This is a genomic window from Vibrio sp. 1069 (assembly GCF_033340555.1).
Genome location: NZ_JAWOWP010000017.1, coordinates 40,974 through 67,803, shown reverse-complemented (window position 1 = coordinate 67,803; position 26,830 = coordinate 40,974). Strand labels below are relative to the sequence as shown.

Annotated in this window: 23 protein-coding genes; 7 read left to right on the top strand and 16 right to left on the bottom strand. The window is 44.4% G+C overall.

The genetic code is table 11. The features are described 5' to 3' along the window. Window positions 1-14: 14 nt before the first annotated feature. Both R7040_RS20355 and R7040_RS20350 read left to right on the top strand, forming a co-directional pair. On the top strand, window positions 15-1,160 hold the full coding sequence (locus R7040_RS20355; protein WP_025768431.1) for a Na/Pi symporter: 1,146 nt from the start codon (window positions 15-17) through the stop codon (window positions 1,158-1,160). 147 nt (window positions 1,161-1,307) lie between these two features. Continuing rightward, window positions 1,308-2,450 carry a flavohemoglobin expression-modulating QEGLA motif protein gene (locus R7040_RS20350; protein WP_053306894.1) on the top strand — a complete coding sequence of 381 codons (1,143 nt, stop codon included), beginning with the start codon at window positions 1,308-1,310 and terminating at the stop codon, window positions 2,448-2,450. Between the two features lie 70 nt (window positions 2,451-2,520). Here R7040_RS20350 and R7040_RS20345 read toward each other — a convergent pair whose 3' ends face one another. The 5 genes from R7040_RS20345 to rppH all read right to left on the bottom strand — a co-directional run bounded on the left by R7040_RS20345 (window position 2,521) and on the right by rppH (window position 7,859). Further along, window positions 2,521-3,372, bottom strand: a complete 852-nt coding sequence (locus R7040_RS20345) for a thymidylate synthase (RefSeq protein WP_005381947.1) — start codon at window positions 3,370-3,372, stop codon at window positions 2,521-2,523. Between the two features lie 9 nt (window positions 3,373-3,381). Continuing rightward, window positions 3,382-4,203 (bottom strand): prolipoprotein diacylglyceryl transferase, encoded by an 822-nt coding sequence (gene lgt / locus R7040_RS20340; RefSeq protein ID WP_005381948.1) that lies wholly within the window; start codon window positions 4,201-4,203, stop codon window positions 3,382-3,384. Between the two features lie 87 nt (window positions 4,204-4,290). Continuing rightward, window positions 4,291-5,082, bottom strand: coding sequence for a sulfite exporter TauE/SafE family protein (locus R7040_RS20335; protein ID WP_005385965.1), 792 nt, complete (start codon window positions 5,080-5,082; stop codon window positions 4,291-4,293). A 6-nt stretch (window positions 5,083-5,088) separates the two neighbouring features. Continuing rightward, window positions 5,089-7,335 carry a phosphoenolpyruvate--protein phosphotransferase gene (gene ptsP, locus R7040_RS20330; protein WP_064368992.1) on the bottom strand — a complete coding sequence of 749 codons (2,247 nt, stop codon included), beginning with the start codon at window positions 7,333-7,335 and terminating at the stop codon, window positions 5,089-5,091. Between the two features lie 2 nt (window positions 7,336-7,337). Then, a complete protein-coding gene (gene rppH, locus R7040_RS20325) occupies window positions 7,338-7,859 on the bottom strand; it encodes an RNA pyrophosphohydrolase (RefSeq protein ID WP_005381953.1) in 522 nt (173 codons plus the stop codon). Window positions 7,860-8,478: 619 nt separating this feature from the next. Here rppH and mutH point away from each other — a divergent pair. Continuing rightward, window positions 8,479-9,159: a DNA mismatch repair endonuclease MutH gene (mutH, locus tag R7040_RS20320; protein ID WP_005385968.1), complete on the top strand. Its 681-nt coding sequence runs from the start codon at window positions 8,479-8,481 to the stop codon at window positions 9,157-9,159. Window positions 9,160-9,174: 15 nt separating this feature from the next. Here mutH and R7040_RS20315 read toward each other — a convergent pair whose 3' ends face one another. Next, entirely contained in the window at window positions 9,175-9,486 is a 312-nt protein-coding gene (locus R7040_RS20315) for a DUF6482 family protein (protein WP_005381772.1), read from the bottom strand. Between the two features lie 154 nt (window positions 9,487-9,640). Between R7040_RS20315 and R7040_RS20310 the strand changes: the two genes are divergently transcribed. Beyond that, the gene (locus tag R7040_RS20310; RefSeq protein WP_005381774.1) at window positions 9,641-10,675 is read left to right on the top strand and encodes an NADP(H)-dependent aldo-keto reductase; all 1,035 of its coding nucleotides are present in this window, start codon (window positions 9,641-9,643) and stop codon (window positions 10,673-10,675) included. A gap of 134 nt (window positions 10,676-10,809) precedes the next feature. On the opposite strand, the gene R7040_RS20305 is transcribed toward R7040_RS20310, so the two are convergent. From R7040_RS20305 to xerD, 7 genes are all read right to left on the bottom strand, one after another. Next, the gene (locus tag R7040_RS20305; RefSeq protein ID WP_005381776.1) at window positions 10,810-11,061 is read right to left on the bottom strand and encodes a hypothetical protein; all 252 of its coding nucleotides are present in this window, start codon (window positions 11,059-11,061) and stop codon (window positions 10,810-10,812) included. A 529-nt stretch (window positions 11,062-11,590) separates the two neighbouring features. Beyond that, window positions 11,591-12,925 (bottom strand): cyclic-di-GMP-binding transcriptional regulator VpsR, encoded by a 1,335-nt coding sequence (gene vpsR / locus R7040_RS20300; RefSeq protein ID WP_005385970.1) that lies wholly within the window; start codon window positions 12,923-12,925, stop codon window positions 11,591-11,593. Between the two features lie 244 nt (window positions 12,926-13,169). Next, window positions 13,170-14,687, bottom strand: coding sequence for a lysine--tRNA ligase (lysS, locus tag R7040_RS20295; RefSeq protein ID WP_005382861.1), 1,518 nt, complete (start codon window positions 14,685-14,687; stop codon window positions 13,170-13,172). Between the two features lie 34 nt (window positions 14,688-14,721). Next, window positions 14,722-15,820 (bottom strand): peptide chain release factor 2 gene (gene prfB / locus R7040_RS20290; RefSeq protein WP_100068604.1). Its coding sequence is split into 2 segments (ribosomal slippage): window positions 14,722-15,744 and window positions 15,746-15,820, totalling 1,098 coding nucleotides; the frame shifts between segments, so codons are not numbered across the junction. Window positions 15,821-15,993: 173 nt separating this feature from the next. After that, the gene (gene recJ, locus R7040_RS20285; RefSeq protein WP_017821504.1) at window positions 15,994-17,733 is read right to left on the bottom strand and encodes a single-stranded-DNA-specific exonuclease RecJ; all 1,740 of its coding nucleotides are present in this window, start codon (window positions 17,731-17,733) and stop codon (window positions 15,994-15,996) included. A 43-nt stretch (window positions 17,734-17,776) separates the two neighbouring features. Further along, the gene (dsbC, locus tag R7040_RS20280; protein ID WP_005381786.1) at window positions 17,777-18,565 is read right to left on the bottom strand and encodes a bifunctional protein-disulfide isomerase/oxidoreductase DsbC; all 789 of its coding nucleotides are present in this window, start codon (window positions 18,563-18,565) and stop codon (window positions 17,777-17,779) included. Between the two features lie 59 nt (window positions 18,566-18,624). Then, window positions 18,625-19,542: a site-specific tyrosine recombinase XerD gene (xerD, locus tag R7040_RS20275; RefSeq protein ID WP_005381788.1), complete on the bottom strand. Its 918-nt coding sequence runs from the start codon at window positions 19,540-19,542 to the stop codon at window positions 18,625-18,627. A 157-nt stretch (window positions 19,543-19,699) separates the two neighbouring features. Here xerD and fldB point away from each other — a divergent pair, with 157 nt between their 5' ends. Next, on the top strand, window positions 19,700-20,218 hold the full coding sequence (fldB, locus tag R7040_RS20270; RefSeq protein WP_005381790.1) for a flavodoxin FldB: 519 nt from the start codon (window positions 19,700-19,702) through the stop codon (window positions 20,216-20,218). Between the two features lie 85 nt (window positions 20,219-20,303). On the opposite strand, the gene brnQ is transcribed toward fldB, so the two are convergent. After that, on the bottom strand, window positions 20,304-21,614 hold the full coding sequence (gene brnQ / locus R7040_RS20265) for a branched-chain amino acid transport system II carrier protein (RefSeq protein WP_005381792.1): 1,311 nt from the start codon (window positions 21,612-21,614) through the stop codon (window positions 20,304-20,306). Window positions 21,615-21,944: 330 nt separating this feature from the next. On the opposite strand from brnQ, the gene R7040_RS20260 reads away from it, so the two are divergent. Together R7040_RS20260 and srmB are read left to right on the top strand one after the other, a co-directional pair. Next, window positions 21,945-22,664 carry a tRNA1(Val) (adenine(37)-N6)-methyltransferase gene (locus tag R7040_RS20260; RefSeq protein WP_017635070.1) on the top strand — a complete coding sequence of 240 codons (720 nt, stop codon included), beginning with the start codon at window positions 21,945-21,947 and terminating at the stop codon, window positions 22,662-22,664. Window positions 22,665-22,771: 107 nt separating this feature from the next. After that, the gene (srmB, locus tag R7040_RS20255; RefSeq protein WP_064353633.1) at window positions 22,772-23,995 is read left to right on the top strand and encodes an ATP-dependent RNA helicase SrmB; all 1,224 of its coding nucleotides are present in this window, start codon (window positions 22,772-22,774) and stop codon (window positions 23,993-23,995) included. Between the two features lie 109 nt (window positions 23,996-24,104). Here srmB and yaaA read toward each other — a convergent pair whose 3' ends face one another. Beyond that, window positions 24,105-24,881, bottom strand: coding sequence for a peroxide stress protein YaaA (gene yaaA, locus R7040_RS20250; RefSeq protein ID WP_005382848.1), 777 nt, complete (start codon window positions 24,879-24,881; stop codon window positions 24,105-24,107). A 110-nt stretch (window positions 24,882-24,991) separates the two neighbouring features. After that, window positions 24,992-26,425, bottom strand: coding sequence for an alanine/glycine:cation symporter family protein (locus R7040_RS20245; protein WP_005381800.1), 1,434 nt, complete (start codon window positions 26,423-26,425; stop codon window positions 24,992-24,994). Window positions 26,426-26,830: the final 405 nt, after the last annotated feature.

Below are 26,830 nucleotides of genomic sequence, written 5' to 3'. Positions count from 1 at the left end.
CGGAGAAAATTATGATGAACCAAGCTACTTCAACAGTGGCACCAATTTCGAGCACAGCTCGTTGGTTACGCTGGGCTAACTTGGCATTCATGTTATATCTGCTTCTTCTAGCAGTATCTATGGTTGGTAGTGGCTTTAAATGGGCAACTGGCGATCAAGCTAAGGTGCTATTTGAATTTGCCGCACACCCAGTTGCAGGTCTAATGATCGGCTTGGTGGCAACAGCCTTAATTCAGTCTTCAAGTACTGTAACGTCTATTATTGTAGGCTTGGTTGCAGGTGGCTTACCTGTAGAAACCGCTATCCCTATGGTGATGGGTGCTAACATTGGTACCACAGTGACCAATACGCTTGTGTCTCTTGGCCACGTGCGCTGTAAAGAAGAGTTCAAACGTGCATTTGCAAGTGCAACCATTCACGACTTCTTCAACTTGCTTGCTGTCGCTATTTTCCTTCCGTTGGAAATGATGTTCGGCATTTTAGAGAAAGTTTCTCACTGGCTTGTTTCTCCACTGCTTGCTACTGGTGATATGAGCATTAAGGGCTTCAACTTTATTAAACCAATTACAAAGCCAGTCGTAGGCGCAATTAAAGAGCCACTTTCTACCTTCGGTGATACTGTTGGCGGCGTCATGCTTATTGCTTTGGGTATTGCGACTATCTTCGTTGCAATCACAGTGATGGGTAAATTGATGAAGAGCCTAATGGTTGGTCGCGCACGTGAAATTTTGAAAAACGCCATCGGTCGTGGTCCTATTCACGGCATCGTATCAGGCTCAATCGTGACTGTTCTAGTACAATCTTCCTCAACCACGACAAGTTTAATGGTTCCGTTGGTTGGTACTGGCGTGTTGAAAGTACGAGATATCTACCCTTTCACTCTGGGTGCTAACATTGGTACTTGTATTACGGCACTACTAGCAGCGACAGCGGTATCTGGAGAGTTCGCAGTATTCGCACTACAAATCGCTCTAGTCCACTTAGTATTTAACATCATGGCGACGCTGTTTATCTTTGGAATTCCATTCCTACGTGAGATTCCGGTTAAAGGCGCTGAGATGATTTCTGAAATGGCTATTAAGAATAAAGCAGTTGTTGGTGGTTACCTAATGTCAGTATTCGTTATTCTACCAGGTGCAATTCTAGCCCTAACAACGTAACAACAACGACATACCATCGCTTATTGTTTAGGCTCCACATCGTGGAGCCTTTTTTATGATAATTAAACTGTTCAAATCGATTGTCCGGTGATAATTTGAGCCACATCAGCATGCTTATGCTGAGCTATCTCATTTGGAGTCGACAACATGACGCAGCTTAATGACGCTATTTCTGATCAGCTACTCGCAATAGACGAAAACCTAACCCAACTGGTTGCTGATATTGATATCCTCAGTAGCGTGAATCCTCTTAATTATGCTCAAGAAAGAGAACGTTTCATTAAAAACAAATATTCTCAAGAGCCTAATTTTCAATATTCAATTACTAACGTAGATACCCACAGCGCAAAGCGACGTCTATATGAGCTACCTCTAGAAAACATTCAAGACACCCAACTGCAGAGGCTGTACGCGGATGTAATTCAGTCTTATGCAGATAAACTGGATCAAGTGAATACCATAGGTACTCAAGAGTTTCTTTATAACTCCTTACGCTATTATGGGGAACCGAGCGCCAAAGATATTGCCAACGCCCATTTCATATTGCACCTTCCTACAGAAGAAGAAAAAGAACCTCAGCACGATAGCCGTGCAATAGCACGTTTCATGCAAAATTTTGCTCAACGCAATGGGTATGAATGTGAAATACAGGTGTTGGACGGGATGTTAGCAAACGCACTAGTTTCAGGATCTCGAGTCAAAATTAACCACGCGGCGTACATCACCACTGATGAGTTGGAGGCTCTTGCACATCATGAAATGGGAGTACATCTCCTAACTACGCTTAACGGTCGTCAACAACCGCTAAAAGTCCTGAGCTTAGGTTGTCCTGCCAATACCAACACTCAAGAAGGGCTGGCTATATTATGTGAGTATCTGTCAGGACATTTCAGTATCAAGCGCCTAAGAACCTTAGCCTTACGAGTTCTGGCAGTAGAGTCGATGATCAAGGATCGCGATTTCCGCCATACGTTCATGCTATTAAAAGAACAGTATAAAGCTTCTGATCTTCAAGCATTTACAACGACTGCCCGAGTCTATCGAGGTGGAGGTTTAACGAAGGATTACTTGTATCTTAGAGGATTCCGAGAGGTGCTCAATGCCTATGATAAATTGGGCGATGACTTTTCACTATTGTTGTGCGGGAAAACAGAGCTGAAGTACTTTGAGCTTATCCGTTCATTAGTGAGTAAAGAAATATTCACTCAACCTAAGTTTATTAGCCCGGCACTGTCCACACCGATGCAGACCAACCCAATTCACCGTTATATTGTCAGTGCACTAAAATAATACCTTCTAAGTACAAAAAAGAAAAAAGCTCCATTCGGAGCTTTTTCTATATCTTGAAGAACGATACTCGTTACACTGAGAATGGATAACGAATAGGATCGTGATGCTCGTAGCCTTCAACCCAAAAGTCATCCAGTGTGACCCATGTTTCCAAATCTTCTAGAGATTTAATCTCTGGGTTGATATGGAACGTCGGCGCTTTTAATGGCTCACGCTTCAACTGAACATCGCGCATCAGTTCAAGCTGGTCTTCATAAATGTGAGCATTCACAATCTTATGAAATGCCTGACCAGGTTTCTTGCCCGTAATTTGCGCCATAATCGCCAAGAATACGTAAACTTGAACCATATTGAAGTTTAAGCCAAGCGGTACATCACACGAACGCTGAGTACTATTCAGGTAAAGCGTATCATCCAGCAATGAAAAATGGTGACTGTACATACAAGGACGCAAGCACCCCATGTGGAACTCCCCCGGATTGTAGAAGTTCAAGATTTCACCGCGGTCATCAACACCACGCGTTAAGTCATCCACTATCTTACGTAGCTGGTCAACATGACCACCATCAGGTTTCGCCCAGGCGCGCCCTTGAACCCCATAGACACGGCCCATGTCGTCTTCACCTTTACGGTATGGGTTATTCAACCAGGCATCATTTAGGTTGGCATTGGCATCCCAGGTTTTCGTGCCCAGCTTACGAAAATCTTCCGCATTATCGTAACCACGAATATACCCTAATAGCTCTGCAACGGCTGCTTTCCAAAAACTTTTACGTGTGGTGACCAACGGAAATTGATTGTTCGCAACATCGTAGGTTAAATCCGCGTTGATTACGGTCAGGCAGCGCTTGCCTGTACGCTCATTTTCAACCCAAACACCTTGGTCAACGATGCGTTGACACAAATCTAAATACTGTTTCACACCAATACCTTACTTCGTCTTTTGTGGTAATTCGTCTTTGTAATGACCACGTTTGTATGCCCAAACCATCATGAGGACACCGATAACCACCATTGGCAGGGATAAAATCTGTCCCATGGAAATAAAGCCACCGAATAAACCCAAATGAGCGTCTGGTTCGCGCACGTATTCTACTAGGAAACGGAAGGTTCCGTAACCCGCAAGAAAGAGTCCTGAAACAGAACCTAGAGGACGAGGTTTCTTGATGAACCAATTCAAAATGAAGAAAAGGACGATACCTTCAAGCGCCATTTCATAAAGCTGCGATGGATGACGTGGCAGTGGACCGCCATTTGGGAAAACGATCGCCCAAGGCACATCCGTTACTCGGCCCCACAACTCGCTGTTCATGAAGTTACCTAAACGCCCCATACCCAAACCAAATGGCACAAGCGGCGCGATAAAGTCAGCAACACCGAAGAAAGTTCGCCCGTTTTTGTGTGCATACCAGAACATCGCGGTAATCACACCCAGTAAGCCCCCGTGGAAAGACATACCACCGGTCCACACTTTAAATAGATACAAAGGGTCAGCCAGGAAGAGCTCAAAATTGTAGAAAAGCACGTAGCCTACACGGCCACCAATCACCACGCCAAGGAAGCCTGCGAACAACAAATCAGAAACCTGCTCTCGTGTCCAACCACTTCCAGGCTTATCCGCACGTCGATTCGCTAACCATAGAGCAAACATAAAGCCCACAAGGTACATCAAACCGTACCAACGAACCGAAACAGGACCAATAGAGATTAAAACCGGATCAATATTGGGAAATTCAATATATCCCTGAGACATAAATCATTCTCTTCTTATCACAACAAAATAAATATACCCAAGTAACCTCTAGATGCTTGGTTCAGCGAGAATGACTTGGGTACAAACTTAGAGCAGCATGGTCGCTGCAACAAACATTAAGAACACCGCGAATATCTTTTTTAATACCGCAGTTGGAAGGTTAGTTGCCAGCTTCGCACCCACTTTTGTTGTGAGCATCGAGGCCATAGCAATCGCTAATAAAGCGGGAAGATAAACATAGCCAATACTGTATGAAGGTAAGCCTTCCACTTTATAGCCATGTAAGATGAAGCCGATCATACCAGAAATAGCAATCACGCAACCACAAACGGAGGATGAGCCCACCGCTTTACGCATCTCTATCCCATGTTTATTTAAAAATGGTACCGACAGTGAGCCACCACCAATACCAGCAAGGCTTGATACGACACCAATTCCCGTGCCGTAAACTACAGTCACAGGGCTGCTCGGCATAGGTTTACTGCTCGTAACTTTAATGGAACGAAACATTTGTACTGACAGGCAAAGAACAATGACACCAAACACTTTCGGCAAATAGTGTGTAGGGATCCACTCAGCAATATTGGCACCAACAAAGCCACCAATGACCACACCAGGCATCAACCATTTTACGACAAACATATCGACATTGCCGAGCTTAAGGTGATTCATCGCCGATGAGCCAGACGTGACAATAATACTCGCTAACGAAGTGGCTAAGGCCATGTGCATACTCATTTCTGGAGAGATCCCAGCAAGAGGAAGCAAATACAACAAGGCAGGAACAACAATCAAACCACCACCGATACCGAGTAACCCCGCCATCACACCCACAAAAGCGCCTAGCGCCAACAATAACAAAAATAAAGAGACGGTCACGATTTCCTACTTTTTACCTGCACGGATAAAGCCCGCAAAACCCTGTTGGATGAAGAAGTCATGCATCATTTGATGAATGTCCTCCCCGTAGGACTTTGTCATTGCTTGCTCCGCTAATTTTTCTAATTCTTCTTGTTGGCTATGACGAATCAAATATTTCACCTTAGCCACGTTGGAGGTGTTCATACTCAAACTGGTATACCCTAACCCAAGTAAGAGAAGAGCGCCAAATGGGTCGCCAGCTAACTCACCACAAATACACACTGGCACCCGATACTTATCGCACACGTCATGGATTTGCTTAAGCGCTAACAGTACCGCAGGATGCATAGATTCATAGACATCCGCTACGCGCGAATTGTTCCTATCTACCGCTAATAAATACTGAGTTAAATCGTTTGTCCCGACAGAAACAAAATCAACACGGTGAGCGATCGTTGGCAACAGATACACCATCGATGGTACTTCAATCATGACCCCAATTTGTGGGAATTGAATTCTATCATCAAGCAAAACGGCTTCGCTGTGAGCTTGATTAATCAAGCTAATGGCATCGTCTAGCTCTTTTACCCCTGACACCATTGGCAATAAGATACTTAAGTTTCCGCTTTCTGCACTCGCTCTTAACATTGCACGCAGCTGGATCAAGAAAATGTCTGGATGATCCAATGTAAAACGAATGCCACGCCAGCCTAGAAACGGATTATCTTCTTCGATGGGCAAATACGGCAAAGGTTTGTCACCACCAATATCCAAAGTACGCATCACTACTCGTTGATTCGGATAGCTGTTAAGTATTGCTTGGTATTGATGATACTGCTCATCTTCCGAAGGAAAGTGATGCTGAAGTAAAAATGCAATCTCAGTTCGGTACAACCCAACACCATCAACACCTGTGTTGATGGCAATATTACTGTCTGCACTGAGTCCCGCATTCAGCATAATTTCGATATGGTGATTATCTTGCGTAACCGCAGGGAGTGCGAGGTCCTTGTTTACCATGGCAAACAATTCAGACTCTTCGCTTACTAAGCTGCGATACTCTCGCAACAACTGGCGGTTTGGCTCTAAGAAGATCTCACCCGTATAGCCGTCGACTATCCCGAGTTTGCCATTAACCACATCCGGATTAATGTTGGCGCCCATGACTGCAGGGACCCCAAGAGCTCGAGATAAAATGGCAGCGTGAGAGTTTGCGCCTCCCTCTAATGATACGACAGCTAACAAAAACTCTTTAGGTACAGAAGCGAGCAAGGTGGCAGTGAGTTCATTCGCCACCAAAATAATGGGACGATCAATTGCAGAATTTTCTTGCTCGCTGTTGTGTAGAAAATAGAGCAGCCTTTGCCCTAACTCTCGGATATCTTGCGCTCTTTCACGCATGTATACATCCGACATTCTGGCAAATCGATTCGAGTATGACTCTACAACTTGGCGTAACGCCCAGTCTGCCCTATCTCCTTTTTCAATCTGCTTCTTCAAATCACCGCGAAGCATCGGATCATTCAGTAAGTGAGTAAACAGATCGAAGATCGCAAGCGCATCTTTGTTGATTTCACTGTCCAGCTTTTTCCGCATACGGCGAAAGTCATTTAACGCTCGCTCTATGGCCACTAGTAATGTCTCGTGCTCGCGTTCCTTATCTAACGTGGACGAAGGGAAAACATCCGATAAACTCGGCTGGGTATTGTCGAACCAAAACTCTCCAATCGCGACACCAGTAGACGCAGGCAAACCTTTTAATACCGTGGGTTTAGATGCTAACTGCCAATGCCCAAGATTCTGCGCATGTGCAATGAGCACCGCTAACTGAGCGGATAAGGTAACAAGAAACGATTCTTCCATTTCACTAAACAAGCGCGGCGTTTTTTGTTGGATCACCAACACACCTAAAACTTGTTTACGATGAATGATTGGAGTAGCTAAAAAAGAGTGGTAAATCTGTTCGCCGAGTTGAGGAAAGAATTTGAACTCGGGGTGTTTTGAGGCTTCGGCAAGGTTAAGGGGTTCAGCGCTTCGTTTTACCAACCCAACCAAGCCTTCATTGAAGTTGATATGAATACTATCACCTTCAAAAATAAGGCCTTGAGTTGCCATTAACTCAAGGCGCTGCATTTCTTCATTAGCAAGATAGATAGTACAGCACTCAGTACTAAGGGCAGCACAAGTCTCTTTCACCAATATATCGAGTGCCAGATGCACATCATCGACCCTGGAGACTTTCTCAACTATTTCCCTTAGCTGACTGAGCATGATTATCCTCTACGTTGCTTTTTTCTTTTCCCTTTCGCTTTTCTCTCTCGAAAAGGCATGGCCAAGGATGCAAATTCTTTCATCGCTCGTCGATAAACATCTCGCTTGAAAGAAACAACTTGCCTAACTGGATACCAGTAACTTACCCAGCGCCAACCATCAAATTCAGGGGATTTTCCGCGTTGCATATTAATGCGAGACTCATCGCATTCTAATCTCAGCAGAAACCATTTCTGTTTTTGGCCGATACAAACAGGCTTGGAGTCCCAACGCACCAATCGCTTTGGTAGCTTATATCTTAACCAATGACGACTTGTTGCAATGATCTTAACGTCTTTTTTCGTTAAACCGACTTCTTCGTATAACTCCCTGAACATGGCTTGTTCAGGGGTTTCACCTTCGTCAATCCCACCTTGTGGAAATTGCCATGAGTGTTGCCCGTATCGTTTAGCCCAGAAGACCTGACCATGGTTATTACATATCACAATACCAACATTAAGTCGGTAACCATCGCCATCTATCACTGGCTAACCTCTATGAATAAATTTTTTATTACCGTGATTTTTCCACATATCCCCATTACTAGCAAACTTACTGATGTGATATGAGCAAGATTTATTACCTTTTCACCATTTTTGGATATCTTTTAATCAAACCATACCTTATCAACACAAGAGTGAGACATTGCCCACATTTATTCACCTTTTCTGTGAATAACTTTGTGAAGAATTCAATTCAAATGAGTAATTCAGTTCAATCCCATCAAAAGCAAAACAGATGAAGAAACAAAAAAATAAACATAAAACATTGATAAAAAAGTATTTATTTTTAAAAACAACGATAATTCGATCTTCAGTTTCTTGATGATCTTTTCACCAAACTCAGATCGGTCAAAGATCCACCAACAGGCTATTTATCCACACTCACCTGCTATTCGTTTAGATGATTACAACAAAATCAACCCCAAAAATGCATTTTAACCCCTGTTTATTCATACAGACCCCGCCAGGATCTTATCAACACCTCCTCCACCTGTGGATAAGTTATGAATTGATCGTTCTTACACCGCCTCGGTGAAATCTTAAACAGTAGATTTGGTCGGAGTTTGATAAACTATATTTTTTGTAATACCACCTTGTAACTATGAAACCAGAACCACAAACAGAAGCAGAGCTATTGGAACGAGCGCATGATATGGCAGGACTCTGTTTTGCTGAGTTGGCCGCCGAGGCGAATATGATTGTTCCTGAAAACTTAAAACGTGATAAAGGTTGGGTGGGTCAATTACTCGAATGGCACTTGGGCGCTCCAGCTGGCAGTAAACCTCAACAAGATTTCGCAAAACTAGGGATCGAGTTGAAAAGTATTCCGATCAGTTACTCTGGCAAACCTTTAGAAACAACCTTTGTTTCTGTGGCCCCCCTCACTGGTGTTCATGGTCTTACATGGGAAACAAGTCATGTTCGAAACAAGCTATCTCGTGTCCTTTGGGTACCCGTAGAAGGAGAACGAGAAATCCCACTCCCTGAAAGACGTGTGGGCAGTCCACTAATTTGGTCACCAGATGAAGAAGAAGAACGGATTTTGCGAAATGACTGGGAAGAGTTAATGGAGATGATCGTCTTGGGAAGATTTGATCAAATTTCCGCCAGACACGGAGAAGCGCTGCATCTTCGCCCTAAAGCCGCAAATGCAAAAGCGCTCACCGAAGCATACAACTCAAATGGTAAGCCGATGAAAACTCTGCCCCGAGGCTTTTACCTTAGAACACAGTTTACTGAACAGATCTTACTCAAGCACTACATTAACACTCAACCAGAATAAAACCATATCAGCTATTTAGTGCGTCACGAGCGATAACTCAATATCGCAGTATGAGGCCGCCTCTTCAGTGCCACATTCGTCATACGCATTGCGCAGCCTTAAATACGCTTTATCGACCCCTAGCCTCAATAGTTCTTCTTTTACTAAGTCTAGAGAGCCAAAATGTATCGGGTCTTCACCGTCTTTAATCGGCTCAAGTTGATGCTTGTACTCCACAGCTAAAAGATAGTCAGAGACATCAGAACACCCAATCACAAATACTTTGGGAGTTTTATAAGTATCTTTATGTGGACCATGTAGCCACATGTCCAATTGATGCTTCTGCATAACATACCTCCTTCACACGATCATTTAAGTGTAGTTAGGCTAACTGTAGCTTTCGAGTTTGCTCTTCCTTTATACGTAAATCATTTGCGATTGCGGCTAAAAATCCCCTATATTGGAGTCACTTATTTAGTCGGTAACTCTTCAAGGACGTGATATGCAATACACAAAACTACCGCACTCATCACTTGAGATCAGTAAAATCTGCCTCGGCACTATGACGTTTGGCGAGCAAAACACAGAAAAGGACGCCTTTGAACAGCTCGACTTTGCCCTCGATCATGGGGTGAACTTCATCGATACCGCAGAGATGTACCCTGTACCGCCAAACTCGGAAACACAAGGGCTCACCGAGCAATACATCGGTAATTGGTTAGCAAAAAGCGGCAAAAGAGAGAAAGTAGTACTGGCAACAAAAGTGGCAGGCCCTCGCAATGTTCCTCACATTAGAGACAACATGAGCCTTAATCGTCGCCACATCCATACAGCAATTGATGACAGCCTTAATCGTCTACAAACCGATTATGTCGATTTGTACCAACTACATTGGCCGCAGCGTCAAACCAACTGCTTTGGTCAACTCAACTACCCATACCCTGACAAACAAGAAGAAGTCACGTTAATTGAAACGTTGGAAGCGCTTACTGAATTAGTGAATGCAGGTAAAGTGCGCTATATCGGCGTATCCAACGAGACGCCGTGGGGGGTGATGTCGCTACTGCGTTTGGCAGAAAAGCACGATTTGCCAAGAATTGTCTCCATTCAAAACCCATATAACTTATTGAACCGCAGCTTCGAAGTTGGCTTGTCTGAAATCAGCCATTACGAAGGCGTTCAGTTACTTGCCTACTCTCCTTTGGCATTTGGCTGCCTGAGTGGTAAATACCTAAACGGGGCAAAACCTGAAGGCGCTCGATGCACTAAGTGGGAGCGTTTTGCGCGCTACTTCACTCCACAAGGTGTTAAAGCGACCGAAGCTTACGTCAATTTAGCTCAAGAGCATGGTCTAAACCCTGCACAAATGGCGCTCGCGTTTGTCAATCAGCGTCCATTTGTTGCTTCTAACATTATCGGAGCAACAAACCTAGACCAATTAAAAGCCAATATCGACAGTATTGATTTGCAACTTAGCGACGAGCTACTTACTGAAATTCAAGCAATAGGTACAACTTACTCGAATCCTTGCCCTTAACAGTAAAGCTCCCTTCAAACGAAAACAGCTGATCTTCAAGATCAGCTGTTTATCCAATGAAGTCATACTTCATATAAAAAGTTAAGCGTGTTGAATGACTCGTTAGCAACTCAGTCAGTCCAACACGCTAACCATTACGTCATTATTCGCGACGTTAAGACTCGACGAAGGTGACGAACTCGACGTTCAACTTTTACTGCATCCGGAACATTGGCACGTGTAGAACGACCATCGCGATCTAAACCAATATCCCTCAATAGATGAACATTCGTCCATGGAATATCATGAGCAGTTCGGCGTATGGTACGCTGCCATTGTTTTTCTTCGCGTTTAAGGTCTGCTTTCAATAGCAAAGTGGCCAATTGTAGGTAAATAGAGTGACGCATAATATTTTCTCCGATTATCGATGTATTCGACTGGGAAAAAATAGTGCGTAAAATGAACAGAAATATTCTGTTGATACTAAGCCGCTACTTTCCCGCAGCCTAGTAATAAATATGATAGGTTACGGATTAATTTTTATCTTGTGAGCCAGTGGTATTGGTATCATCCGATTTAAGGGTTATCGGAGCGATAGGCATACGATCAGCGCAAGCAGTGGTGTTAACAACGTAATGTTTCATCTTGCGCCTCCTAGCTAAAAATTAATCCGTTTATGAAAGGTATAACTCATTGAGTTACGGTTAAATTGTAAGCTTTGATGAATATATATCAAACATTTTTTGCCTTTTTGATTAAAAACAAATCAATACACCGCAATTTAGTTTCATATACTTTTATGTATAACATATTCACCTGAGGAATATATAAATTTGCGGATTTTATAAATCAAACCAAACAAAAATAAAAAGAGCGGCTCTGTGGCCACTCTCTTTTATTGTATTTATTCGCCTATTTAACACAGGGAAAGGCCAACTACATGGCTTGTTCGGAAATCAAGTTATGTTTATTAAGTAGTCGATACATGGTTGCACGCGAAACTCCGAGCTCTTTCGCCGCATTTGAAACTTGACCAGAATGAGATTCCAAAACAACCAGCAACGCATCACGTTCACTCTTCTCTCGGATTGATTTCAAGCTGCGCTTTGAGTCATTACGTTGAGGTAAATCTAAGTGATGATCTTCAATCATTACGCTGTCGGACATTAATACCGCTCGCTTCACTTGGTTCATCAGCTCACGCACATTTCCAGGCCAGAAATAACGTGTCAGTGCCTTGAATGCATCCTCAGAAAAGCTTTTTGCTTGCGAGTTGTACTCTTTTGAGAACTCTTGTAAGTAGAAACGAGCCAGCAATGCGATGTCACTCGCACGTTCTTTCAAGCTAGGGACATTGATGCGCAGAACGTTGATGTAATGGTAAAGCTCTTCATTGAAGTCACCGTCAATCAAAGCTTTTTCAACATCCGACGAGTTAGCAGCAAGAATACGCACGTTAACCGCTTTTACGCCATCTTTGGTATCAATGGTGCCTTCTTGCAAGAATCTCAGCAGATTCATTTGCTGCTCTTTTGAAATGGTAAGAATGTCATTAAACAACACGGTGCCACCATCTGCTTGTTCAAGCAGGCATGCTTCCATATCTTCATCGGCGTTAATACCAAATACTTCAGCTTGGAAACGTTGTTCATTGAGTGCGCGACAGTTAATTGCCATAAACGGTTTATGAGAGCGTGAAGAGACTTTATGGATGGCCCTAGCAACCGCCTCTTTACCAGTCCCACTTTCCCCAGAAATCAGAATGCTGACGTCCGTTGGACCAATGCGCTTCACTTGATCGCGTAAACGTTTCATCGGGATAGATTCACCGATCAAACCCATATCTAAACTGCTACCAAAACTAGGCCAAACTTTTTTCTCCAATTTAAGCATGCCAAGCTGGTGACCTATTGTGCTTAATAACTGTGCATCTGGGATCGGCGCTGTGAAAAAATCGATACAAAAGTTAACAATGAACTGGCATATGGTGTCAGTGCCAAGCTGAGATTCACGAATAAACGCTAACCAACGTACGTGTTTGTGAGAGCTGACTAAGTTCGCCAAACCATTCAAGCTGAACTCGTCATGGCTGAGATCAACAATACCGATACATGGACCAATATCTTCTAACAGCGTATTAGCTTTGCGTAAGTCACCTACTTGATGACACTTCCAGCCCACTTGCTCCAGTACCGATAACCAAGGCTCATAAGTACCGCCAACTACCACAAGCGATCCCGGGATGGAATCCATCTTAAACTGCCCAGCCATTCTCTAACCCTTTTTCATTGTTAATAGAAATTTTGTGCCACAAACTTATCTTTGCGAGCGGGTAACATTATCGAGACTCCGCCCCCTCACGTCTGTCTCAGTATTAAGACTATGCAATAGATTGAGATTTGGCGAATGTTTATCTGCATATCCCATTAAAAGGCAAGTGCAACAACTTGAATTACCTTAACTAAAAGGCAAAAAAAAACCACCCGAAGGTGGTTTTTTTACTCATCCTATCGAATTACGCTTGCGGGCGCATTGCAGGGAATAAGATCACGTCACGGATAGTGTGCGTGTTAGTCAGTAGCATAACCAAACGGTCGATACCGATACCTTGGCCTGCTGTTGGCGGTAGGCCGTGCTCTAGAGCAGTGATGTAGTCTGCATCGTAGAACATTGCTTCGTCGTCACCAGACTCTTTCGCTTCAACCTGTGCTTTAAAGCGTGCATCTTGGTCTTCAGCATCGTTAAGCTCTGAGAAACCGTTCGCTACTTCACGGCCACCGATAAAGAACTCAAAGCGGTCTGTAAAGAACGGGTTATCATCGCTACGACGAGCCAACGGAGAAATATCTGCTGGGTAACCAGTGATGAACGTAGGCTGCATTAGCTTAGGTTCTGCTGTTTCACCAAAGATCTCTTCAAGAAGCTGACCGCATGTCCAGAAAGGTTCTACTTCAACGTGAACAGATTTCGCGATAGAAACCATTAGATCACGGTTTTGTAGGTCTTCTTCTGTTAGCGCTTGGATTTGCGCGTGGTCTGGGTTGTAGTGCTTGATTGCTTCGAACATGCTCATACGAGTGTAAGTACCACCAAACTCAACCGTTTCATCACCGTAAGGCATTGACGTTGAACCTAGGACTTCTTGCGCCACTGAGCTTAGTAGTTCTTCAGTTAGGTCCATCAGATCTTTGTAGTCTGCGTACGCCATGTAGAATTCCATCATTGTGAATTCTGGGTTGTGGCGTGGAGAAAGGCCTTCGTTACGGAAGTTACGGTTGATTTCGAATACGCGATCAAAACCACCAACAACTAGACGCTTCAGGTATAGCTCTGGCGCGATACGTAGGTACATTGGCATGTCTAGTGCGTTGTGGTGCGTGATGAATGGACGCGCACTCGCACCGCCAGGGATAACGTGCATCATTGGCGTTTCAACTTCCATGAACTGCTTAGAGATCATGAAGTTGCGGATTGCAGACATTACTTTAGAACGTACTACGAACGCTTGACGAGAGTCTTCGTTAACGATCAGGTCAACGTAACGTTGGCGGTAACGCATCTCTTGGTCAGTTAGACCGTGGAACTTTTCTGGAAGTGGACGTAGTGCTTTGGTTAGCAACTCGTACTCTTCCATGTTCACGTATAGGTCCCCCTTACCAGACTTATGAAGTGCACCTTTAACACCGATGATGTCACCGATATCTAGACCTTGGTATTTTTCTTTAAGTACTTTTTGAACCGCTTTGTCAGCATAAGCTTGGATACGGCCAGAAGTTTCTTGAATTACCAAGAATGGACCACGTTTAGCCATGATACGGCCAGCGATTGCTACTACGTGGTTAAGCTCTTCTAGCTCTTCCTTCGTCTTTTCACCGAACTCTTTCTGAAGGTCGCCCGCTAGTGCGTCACGACGGAAGTCGTTTGGATGGCCGTTCGCTTTGCAGCTCTTTCGGATTGCATCCAGTTTAGCGCGGCGTTCAGCAATCAGCTTATTTTCTTCTAGTACAGTTTCGTTTTGAACAGCATCAGTCATTTTCGATGTATCCTGTTTTTGTCGGTGAAAAGCTTTATAGACCTGATTTCAGGCTAGCTTCAATAAATTTGTCCAGATCGCCATCAAGAACCGCTTGAGTATTACGGTTTTCAATGCCCGTACGGAGGTCCTTAATACGTGAGTCATCCAATACGTAAGAACGGATCTGGCTACCCCAGCCAATGTCAGACTTAGCGTCTTCATTAGCTTGTTTTTCCGCATTTTGCTTTTGCAATTCAAGCTCAAATAGCTTCGCTCGAAGCTGTTTCATTGCCTGATCTTTGTTCTTATGTTGAGAACGGTCATTCTGACACTGAACCACTGTGTTCGTAGGTACGTGCGTAATACGTACCGCAGATTCTGTGGTGTTTACGTGCTGACCACCTGCGCCTGACGCACGGTAAACGTCAATACGTAGGTCGGAAGGATTAATGTCGATGTCGATGTTTTCATCAATCTCTGGATAGATGAACGCAGAAGCAAATGACGTATGGCGACGACCGCCTGAATCGAACGGAGATTTACGAACAAGACGATGGACGCCCGTTTCAGTGCGTAACCAACCGTACGCATACTCACCAGAGATGCGAACTGTTGCCGACTTAAGACCCGCGACTTCACCTTCAGAGACTTCAATCACTTCAGCTTTGAAGCCCTTCGCTTCTGCCCAACGTAGGTACATACGCAGCAGCATGTTAGTCCAGTCTTGTGCTTCTGTACCACCAGAACCTGCTTGCAAATCGATGTAACAATCAGAGCTATCGTGGTCGCCAGAGAACATACGACGGAATTCAAGCTTTTCTAGCTTCTCTTCCAACTCAGCAAGTTCTGGTTCAATTTCGTCAAATGTTTCTTGATCTTCTTCTTCTACAGCCAGCTCAAGAAGACCTTCTACATCTTCCACACCTTGCTCTAGTTGATCAATGGTTTCAACAACCGCTTCTAGTGATGCACGCTCTTTACCCAGTGCTTGCGCACGCTCAGGTTCGTTCCATACATCTGGTTGTTCAAGTTCTGCGTTGACTTCTTCTAGACGCTCTTTCTTCGCGTCATAGTCAAAGATACCCCCTCAGGACATTTGTGCGCTGAGACACGTCCTGCAGACGGTTTTTAATTGGATTGATTTCAAACATGTTTACTCAACATTTTAGAATAGAATTTAACCGAGAAATTCTACTGAAAAATGTGACCGAGATACAGGAAAATTTCGGATGAGAAATCAGATTGCGGTGAGAGAGAGCACGGTCATAAAATTTTACGCCCACTTAGGGGCAACCGTACTCTATAAGAAAGGTTAATCTAGGTATTACTTAGCTTCGATATGGTCGATCATCAATTGCAATGATTGATTACCACGAAATTCATTCACATCCAGCTTATACGCGAGACGTACTGTTTTAACCGATGCATCTGGCCATCGGCGTAGATCAACATTGAATGCAATGCCGTCGATCATCACATTGGTAGGGTGACCTTTATAAAGCGGCTCTAACATCAATTTAAGATGCTTCTCACCCACCAGCTTTTGATGCAGTACTTTAAACTCACCATCAAAGATTGGCTCTGGGAAAGCTTGTCCAAAAGGGCCACCCGATCGCAGCTGTTCAGCAACATGCATAGAGAACTCTTCCGGCTTAAGTTCACCATCTGACATGATCACGCCTTTTAGCGCCGCTTCATCGAGTTCCTTTTTTACCACTTCATCAAACAAACGACTGAAACGCTCAAAATCCTGCTCTTTAATCGTTAAGCCTGCTGCCATGGCGTGTCCACCAAACTTGATGATCAAACCCGGGTTTTGTGTGTCGATGAAATCCAACGCATCGCGCATGTGTAGCCCCGGAATAGAACGACACGAGCCTTTAATCGTCCCTTCTCCGCCATCAGCAAATGCAATGACTGGACGGTGAAACTTCTCTTTAATGCGCGAAGCCAAAATACCAATCACACCTTGGTGCCAATCACGCTGGAATAAGGCTAAGCCATAAGGAAGCTCATTGCCTTCACCAAACTGAAGGCGCTCACAGAAAGCCATCGCTTCTTGCTTCATGCCTTCTTCAATCTCTTTACGAGTTTGGTTCAAGCCATCCAATTCACTTGCCATGCGACGAGCAGCGTGGATGTTGTTACACATCAGCAGTTCAACACCGAAAGACATGTCATCAAGACGACCTGCAGCGTTAATACGTGGACCTAAAGCAAAGCCAAAGTCAGACGCAACTAAACGACGCGCATCGCGCTTCGCGACCTCAATTAATGCTTGGATGCCGGGACGCGCTTTGCCAGCACGAATACGTTGCAAGCCTTGGTGTACAAGAATGCGGTTGTTTTCATCCAATGGAACGACGTCGGCGACGGTACCCAGTGCAACAAGGTCAATCAGTTCCATCAATTTGGGCTCTTGCATCCCCTGTTCTGCAAACCAATTGTGTTTTCGCATATGAACGCATAGTGCCATCATGAGATAAAACGCGACCCCTACACCCGCAAGCGCTTTAGATGGAAAGCTACAGCTCTCAAGGTTTGGGTTCACCATTGCATCCACATCAGGCAACACTTGTCCTGGCAAGTGGTGATCGGTAACAAGCACAGTAATGCCATTTTCTTTTGCGTAACGCACGCCTTCGATTGATGAGACGCCGTTATCCACCGTCATGATCATCTCAGCGCCAAGCTCTAAGGCTTGGTCAACGACTTCTGGGCTTAACCCATAACCGTCTTCAAAACGATTTGGCACTAGGTAATCCACATTGTGACTACCAAGCATACGCAGCGCGAGCACTGATAATGCTGAGCTTGTCGCGCCATCAGCGTCAAAATCACCGACAACGATGATGCGTTTTTGTTCTTTTATCGCCTGAAACAAAAGATCGACAGCTTGCTCAATCCCCCCGAGTTTTTGATATGAATGCAACCCACGGGCCGACGTTTCTAATTGTGAAAGATCCGTTATCCCACGGTTGATGTAGATACGTTTAAGAATCGGAGGAATGGAATCAGGAAGAAGGGAAAGATCAGGTTCAGGACGTCGTTGAATTTCTATCATGCTTAAAAGAGCCGACAACTTTGCCGGCTCTGCTCCTAATGGATTATAGTTGCTTTAAACGTTTCAATAGCTCTGCAGGTGGTAGGTAGCCACCAACCATTTCGCCATTCGGTAAGAAGATTGCTGGCGTACCAGAAATACCCAATTGGCGACCTAGATTGTAATGCGCCTGGATGGTTTCTTTACACTGTTTCAAGTCTTTCGCAGGGTTATCAAATGTACGATTCACTTTCGCGTTGTGCATTGCCGACGCCGGATCTTCAGCACACCAAATCGTTGCCATTTGCTCCGCTACAGGGCCAGTTGCACCTTGGCGAGGGTAAGCCATGTAACGCACTGTAATACCTAGATCATTATAGCCTTGCATTTGGCTATGCAGACGCACACAGTAACCACAGGTGATATCGGTGAATACGGTCACAACGTACTTTTCATCGTCGGCTTTGTATTCGATCATGCTATCGGAGAACTGCGCAATTTTCTCGGCGTTAAGCGGCGCTTGACGCTCTGCTATGACATCTTTGTAACTGCCATCATCATTAATGGCATAAAGCGTACCGGCGATAAAATGGCTACCATCATTTGAAGCAAACAGGATCCCGCCATTGGTTTGAATTTCCAATAAGCCAGCGACGTCTGATGGTTGAATATCAACGATAGATAAACCAAGCTTTGAGAACTTAGTTTTTAATGCTGCTTCATCAAAGCCGCTTTGTGCAGCTGGCGCCACTTGTTGCGCAGGAGTCTCCGTTTGAGCCTGACTTTCTTCTGCACCACAAGCGGTAACAAAAAATGGTAAAGTCAGCAGAGTTAGTCGGCGTAATACGCTCATGAAATTCACCTTAATGTAAAATCGTTTTTCCAAGAAGACATGGATGAATCTAACCATTGTTATGCTCTTGGGTGGTGTTGACTGTGGATCTGCTTCAATCGTTCAGTCGCCACGTGAGTATAAATTTGCGTGGTCGATAAGTCACTATGTCCTAAAAGCATCTGTACGACCCTGAGATCTGCGCCATAGTTCAATAAATGCGTGGCAAAGGCATGACGCAGTACGTGCGGCGACAGCTGATCCGTGTCAATCCCTGCTATCAAAGCATAGTACTTAATACGGTGCCAAAACGTCTGACGAGTCATTTGTCTTGCGCGTTTACTAGGAAAAACAATATCAGATGATGTATCACCAAGTAACGCAGGGCGCCCTTGTTGAATGAACGTCTCGATCCAATCGACCGCGTTTTCCCCCATAGGAACCAGGCGTTCTTTACCACCTTTACCAGTCACGCGCACCACCCCTTGGCGCAAGCTAACATTTTCCATGGTCAAACTGACGAGCTCTGTCACACGCAACCCTGTCGCGTAGAGTAGCTCTAGCATCGCTTTATCGCGCAATTCTATAGGGTCATTCGGGTCTGGCGCTTCGAGCAACGCGTCCACTTGCTCTTCACTAATATCTTTGGGTAAACGTTGTGGCAGTTTAGGGCTAACCAAGAGCGCACTCGGGTCATCAGCACGCACCTTCTCACGATGCAGGTATTGAAATAAACGACGAATAGCCGACAACATACGCGCACGGGACGTCTGTTTGTAATCTAAGTCTACAAGGTGGCTTTGATATTCTTGCAAGCCAGACAAACTGATAAAATCAAGACGGTATCGATGTTTTTCCATCCACACGAGCAGCTTCATTAAATCGTTTCGGTAGGAAGCCAACGTGTTCTCTGATAGACCACGCTCCATCCACATCGCATCTAAGAATTGCTCAACAAGCGAAAAATCTTGTTGATTGACAGGCTGTTGTGCCGTCATGAATGCTTCCTTATCTGTTTATATTTACAGTATTTAGATTAAAGCACCTGCCAATCCAATACCATAAAAAATCATCCCACATAGGATATTCGCTGCAATCTTCCTCAATTTATGGTTAGAATCTTCCACAACAGCAACACAAATAACGACGAATATAATGAAAATCGGACTCTTTTACGGCTCAACGACCTGCTACACCGAAATGGCAGCAGAGAAAATTCGTACCCTTATTGGTGAAGACCTTGTCGACATTCACAATGTGAAAGAGACACCGTTATCACTAATGGCGGACTACGACTTATTACTCCTTGGCATCTCAACTTGGGATTTTGGTGAAATTCAAGAAGATTGGAACGCGATTTGGCAAGACATCGCGACCACACCACTGAAAGGCAAAGTTGTAGCGCTGTTTGGTCTGGGTGACCAAGAAGGTTACGGAGAGTGGTATTTAGATGCGATGGGCTTACTTCACGATGAATTGCAAGCCACAGGCGCAACCTTTATCGGTTACTGGCCAAATGAAGGCTACGAATTTGAAGCATCAAAAGCATTGATCGAAGATGGCAGCAAGTTTGTTGGACTTGCGTTAGATGAAGACTCACAGTACGAACTGAGTGATGAACGCATCGAAAAATGGTGTGAACAAGTTCTTGTGGAATTCCACGACACGCTTTAATAGCGCAAACACGTCATCATTAAAAAGTAAAAAGCCCGATGAAGTAATTCATCGGGCTTTTTATTATCTTGATAACGCGAAGTGATTACGCGGTTTCTTGTGCTAGCTCTGGGCGAGGTTTCGCGATGAAGAACATGCACACGATAGCCGCAAATGTTGGAAGCACCCAGCCCATGCCGACTTCGAATAATGGCAACATGTTAAACGCAGAAACATCAATACCCGATACTTTTGCCGCATCAACCAACGCAAACAACAGAGATACAAGCAGTACCGCGCGGTAAGCAAAACGTGGATTTGGCAGTTTGCTGCGCACAAATGTTAGTGCAACCAACGCAATCGCCACAGGGTACAGCGCAAACAATACTGGCACTGACAGAGAAATCAGCTGTGCAAGACCAACGTTTGCAACCAATGCACAAACAGAACCATTAATCAGTACCCATTGCTTGTATGACAGTGGTGTTTTCGAGCTGAAGAAATCTGAACACGCAGAAATCAAGCCAATCGCGGTTGTCAGACACGCTAGCAATACGATGACAGACAGAACGATTTGACCGTATGGACCAAACAACGCTTGAACGTATTGGCTAAGCACTAGGCCACCATTATCAGCACCAGCAGCAACCGTTGCACTCGTCGCACCTAAGTAAAATAGTGAGATGTAAACAAACGCAAGACCAGCAGCAGCAATACAACCTGCATAGATCAGATATTTAGTAGTTGCAGAGCGCTCAGTAATGCCTTTACCGCGCAGTGCATCAACCATCAGCATACCAAACATCAATGACGCGAACGTATCCATTGTGTTGTAGCCTTCTAAGAAGCCTTTGGTCAGAGGCTGCGTTAGGTATTCACCGTGCGCGCCAATCATATCGCCCTGAGGATCAAGGAAGACAGCGACAGCAAGAATGATCAAACCAACGAACAATGCTGGTGTCAGTACTTTACCGATAAGATCGATCAAACGGCCTTGGAACCATGAGAACATCATCGCCGCAATAAAGAAGATCACTGAAAATGCAGTGAGATGCGTTTGTGACGCTTCAAGGAAGAAAGGTTTCACCGCCATCTCGTAAGCCACTAGGCCAGTACGAGGCGCAGCAAACGCAGGACCAATGATGATGAAAATCAGTGCAGCCATAAGAACTGCCGCTTTTTTCGGAAGATCTTGCGTCAAGTGATCCCAAGAACCACCAGCAACAGCAATAGCAACGATAGTAATAAGAGGTAGACCTACCGCTGTTAGCAAGAAACCAAACATAGCTGGCATTAAGTTTTCACCCGCTAACTGACCCGCTAGAGGTGGAAAGATAATATTGCCCGCACCTAAAAAGAACGCAAATAGCATAAAGCCTACTGCGATAATATCTGTTAGTTTTAACGTCTGCTTCACAGATAACCCTTGTCTTTTAATTAATGAATGTTGTGTATGCTTAGACCACTTTTTGTATACCTAAAGTCAATAAGTACACGTGGTTCAATCTATAAAATTTTCGCCGCATAATGACGAAAGACTCATCATTTGGCAACCTTTAAGAAAAAAACACCATATTAATTTAGTTTTCAAACTTAAAAGCAGTGGATATAACCAGATCCAAATAACAGACCAGTTCTTTATCTCGATCAATTAACAATACAATTTAGTAACCAACAAAACAACAATCTATACAATTAATAAACAATAGAGCAATCCACTTAATTATTGAGCAAATATAAAACAATCATGAAGAACAAAAAACTGAAAACTAAAGGCTTCAATTTTAAGCAATTTTGTATTGAGGGCGGCGAGAGTGGTATGCCAGTCAGCACAGATGGGGTAATGCTTGGTGCTTGGATTCAAAGCCCTAACGACGCTAAAATTCTCGATATTGGCACTGGCACTGGCCTGCTTGCCCTGATGTGTGCTCAACGCTTTACAGAAGCTCAAATAACCGCGGTCGATATCGAATTAACAGCCGTTGCTGCCGCGCAAAAAAATATGGCCCAGTCTCCTTGGTCAGATCGTGTAAGTGTGCATCACACCGACATACTGCACTTTACGCCGACACATCCATTCCAACGCATCATTTGTAACCCGCCCTACTTCAACAGCGGCGAGCAATCGAAACACAGTCAACGTGCAACCGCGAGGCACACTGATACGCTAGGCCATAACGCATTGCTACAGCGTTGCTATCATTTGCTTGATGACGAAGGGAGAGCTAGTTTTGTGTTGCCAATCACCGAAGGCGAGCAGTTCATTGAGCTAGCATTAAACCAAAGTTGGTATCTATCGCGGATCTGTCGTGTGCAACCATCAGAAAAGAAACCAGTACACCGACTGTTATTTGAACTGTCAAAACGACCTTGCGATTTGCAGACGTCACATTTAATTATCCGTTCAAATGACGGCTATAGTGATGATTTCATCCAGTTAACCCGCGAGTTTTATCTTAAGATGTGAAATAACATGTGATCCTTATCACCAATCACTTTATAATGTGCGACCTTTTTGTATTCTATGCTGTTGTGGCGAACCATTAACCAAGCTTTGCTTGTGGAGAACTCATTGTGATCAGAACCTTTGCTGAACTTGATCTAGACCAAAACCTACTTGAAGCCATTGAAGAGATGGGTTACGAACGCCCAACAAAAATTCAGGCAGAAGCGATTCCACAAGCGTTGGACGGTCGTGACATTCTAGCGTCAGCGCCAACAGGAACTGGTAAAACGGCCGCCTTCGTCCTGCCAGCATTGCAATACTTGCAAGACTTCCCTCGTCGTAAGCCTGGGCCTGCGCGTATTTTGATCCTAACGCCTACTCGCGAACTGGCGATGCAAATTGCCGATCAAGCACGTGCTTTGGCAAAAAATACCAAACTCAACATTTTCACCATCACTGGTGGTGTTCAGTACCAAGAGCACGCCGACATCCTTGCAACAACACAAGACATTGTGGTTGCGACACCTGGCCGTTTAAAAGAATACATTGATGCAGAACGTTTTGATTGTCGTGCAATCGAATGGTTAATCCTTGATGAAGCAGACCGTATGCTAGATATGGGTTTTGCTCCTACTGTCGATCGCCTATCTAACGAATGTCGCTGGCGTAAGCAAACCCTTCTGTTCTCAGCAACGTTAGAAGGGAAAGGCGTAGAAGGCTTTACCGCTGATCTGTTGAATGATCCAGCAGAGATCGATGCAAAATCACCTCTGCGTGAGCGTAAGAAAATTGCTCAGTGGTATCACCGAGCTGATGATGCTGAACACAAACTAGAATTACTAAAACACATTATTACTCAGCAAGCTGAGCGCACTATCGTCTTTTTAAAGACTCGTGAGCGTTTGGCTGAGCTACGAGCGCAGCTTGAAAGTGCACAGATTCCATGTTCTTGGATTCAAGGTGAAATGCCGCAAGATCGTCGTAACAATGCGATTTCTCGCTTCCGCGATGGAACTGTGAACGTTCTGCTCGCGACGGACGTTGCTGCGCGTGGTATCGATCTTCCGGATGTATCACACGTTATCAACTACGACATGCCGCGCACGGCTGATGTTTACCTTCACCGTATCGGCCGTACGGCTCGCGCGGGTAAAAAAGGTAACGCTATCTCAATCGTAGAAGCACACGACCAACCAATGATGGATCGCGTTGCGCGCTACGTGAAAGAAGACATCAAAGAGCGTTTCGTGAAAGAGATGCGTCCTAAACACAAAAAGCCTGTGTTTAAGAAGAAAAAGAAAAAAGACGACAATAAAAAAGTAGCGAAAAAGAAAACCGCTAAGAAGAAGTAACCTTGTTGGGGCGAAGTAGCTCAAGCTAAAAAATAACAAAGGGTTGGCAATGCCAACCCTTTTTCGTTTGTGCTGATAGAGATTAACGTAGACTACGTCTCAATCAGCTTTATTTTTGCTCTTCGCGTTTAAATACTAACTCTGTTGGCGTCGATTCATCTTCCACAAAGTAGTAACCCGCCGTATCAAACTTAGTCAGGTCTGCCACGCTCTCAACACGGTTCTCAATGATGTAACGCGCCATCATACCGCGCGCTTTCTTCGCGTAAAAACTGATGACCTTGTATTGACCATTCTTACAATCTTTGAATACTGGCGTGATCACTTGCGCATCTAAATTCTTTGGCTTAACCGCTTTAAAGTATTCATTTGATGCAAGGTTGATAAGGACATTATCGCCTTGAGCAGAAATCGCTTCGTTAAGCTTGTCCGTAATAACATTGCCCCAAAACTGGTACAAGTTCGTACCCTTGTCGTTTGCAAGCTTGGTACCCATTTCAAGGCGGTATGGCTGCATCAAATCAAGTGGTTTTAGTAAACCATAAAGACCCGATAGCATACGCAGATGATCTTGAGCATATTCGAAGTCCGCTTCAGATAAACTTTCGGCGTCTAGCCCGGTGTAAACGTCACCTTTAAATGCAAGAATGGCTTGTCGTGAGTTTTCCGTGGTAAACGTTTCACTCCACTCTTGGAATCGGCCCACATTTAAATCGGCAATCTTGTCGCTCACTTTCATTAAAGAGGCAACATCAGCAGGAGTCAGTTTGCGGCAAACATCGATAAGCTCTTTTGAGTATTCGACCAACTCAGGTTGAGTAAATTTTTCTGTCGCTAACGGAGACTCGTAATCAAGAGTCTTCGCTGGAGAAACTACGATAAGCATGACTTTCCCTTCTCTAATTTTGTTTTTAATAGGGTACAAAAAAAGCCATGCATTGTCTGCATGGCTTTTTACATCGTACTAATAGCTTTCAACTATGAGTGATAGCTCACTTAGTCTTTTTTATCGTTGTACCAAATGCCTTCTTCAAGCTGAGATTTCAGCTCTGGGAAATCATTCGCATCAAATGTTGGCACTTTGCCTTCACCAAGCTGGCGGTTGTAATCTTTGGCCAGTTTAATCACGATGCCAGATAGCAAGATGATCGCCACTAAGTTAACTATCGCCATCAGACCCATAGAGACATCAGCAAGCGACCATACGACTGGTAACGAAGCTAGTGCACCAAACATCACCATACCAAGAACAATAACGCGGAAAATGCTTAAGCCCGCTTTATGATTGTGCTCTAGGAAGATTAAGTTCGTTTCAGCATACGAGTAGTTTGCAATGATTGAAGTAAACGCAAAGAAGAAGATTGCCACAGCAACAAAGATGCCGCCCCAATCGCCAACTTGTGAGCTCAATGCTCGCTGAGTTAGCTCGATACCCGTCACTTCTGTTGCTTGACCGACATACTCACCAGACATCAGGATGATAGCCACTGTTGCAGAACAGATAACGATCGTATCCATGAACACGCCTAGCATCTGTACGTAACCTTGAGACGCTGGGTGTGGTGGGTAAGGTGTTGCTGAAGCCGCCGCGTTAGGTGCCGAACCCATACCTGCTTCATTCGAGAATAGACCGCGCTTGATACCGTTAATCATTGCCTGTGCAATTGCGTAACCAAGACCACCTGCTGCTGCTTCTTGCAGACCAAATGCACTCTTAAAGATAAGCATCAATACATCAGGTAATTTCTCTAGGTTAGAGAACATGATGAACAGCGCTAGGGCTAGATAAAGTAGTGCCATGATCGGAACGATCATCTCAGCAACTCTTGCGATACGCTTGATGCCACCGAAAATAACAATTGCAGACAGTAAAACAACGGCAATACCGACATACAGGTTATTCCAACCAAATGCGTTGCTCATTGCATTGGCAATTGAGTTAGCTTGTACGGCGTTGAATACCAAACCAAAAGCGATGATTAGGAAAACTGAGAACAACACGCCCATCCAACGCATGCCCAAGCCTTTTTCCATGTAGTAGGCAGGGCCACCACGGTAGTTGCCATCATCATCTTTGGTTTTGTATAGCTGCGCCAGTGTGCTCTCAGCAAACGATGTTGCCATACCAAGCATTGCAATCAGCCACATCCAGAAGATCGCACCAGGACCACCCGCAGTCAATGCAACTGCAACGCCCGCCATGTTACCTGTACCAACACGTGCAGCAAGACTAGTACAAAGCGCTTGGAAAGAAGAAATACCAGCTTTGTCTGCTTTACGGCTGTTCTTAAGAACAGAGAACATGTGGCCGAAATGGCGGAACTGAATGAACCCTAATCGAACGGTGAAGTAAATACCAACACCAACAAGAAGATAAACCAGAATCGAACCCCAGAGGAGATCGTTCATCAAATTGATTAAGTCTGTCATGTGTACCTCAAAGTGAGTTGCGCCAGTCTATGCGTCCTAGCCATCCACCAAATTGCCTGCTAAGTGTCAAAGTGTGCTTAGCTTTTTAAGTAATGTTTATGGGCAATCTAGAATCGTAAACGTCGCTTCATGCATCCATTTTACGTACCAGCGTATTTTTTGACGGGCGGATAATGCAACCTAGGAGCGCAAAAATCAATATGCAACAACAGGAATAACATTGTTATTTTTCACTATAAAGTCACCAAAAAATAACATAAATAGAAGACTTAACACTCAAACTGCGCAACATTTCAATTACCAAACACCAACATAAATAATTATTCTTCATTAAATGGAATGGTAAACCGTATAAACAAGAACAAGCTAGTATTCACAAGGTGTTACATAAATTTACGCTAGTGA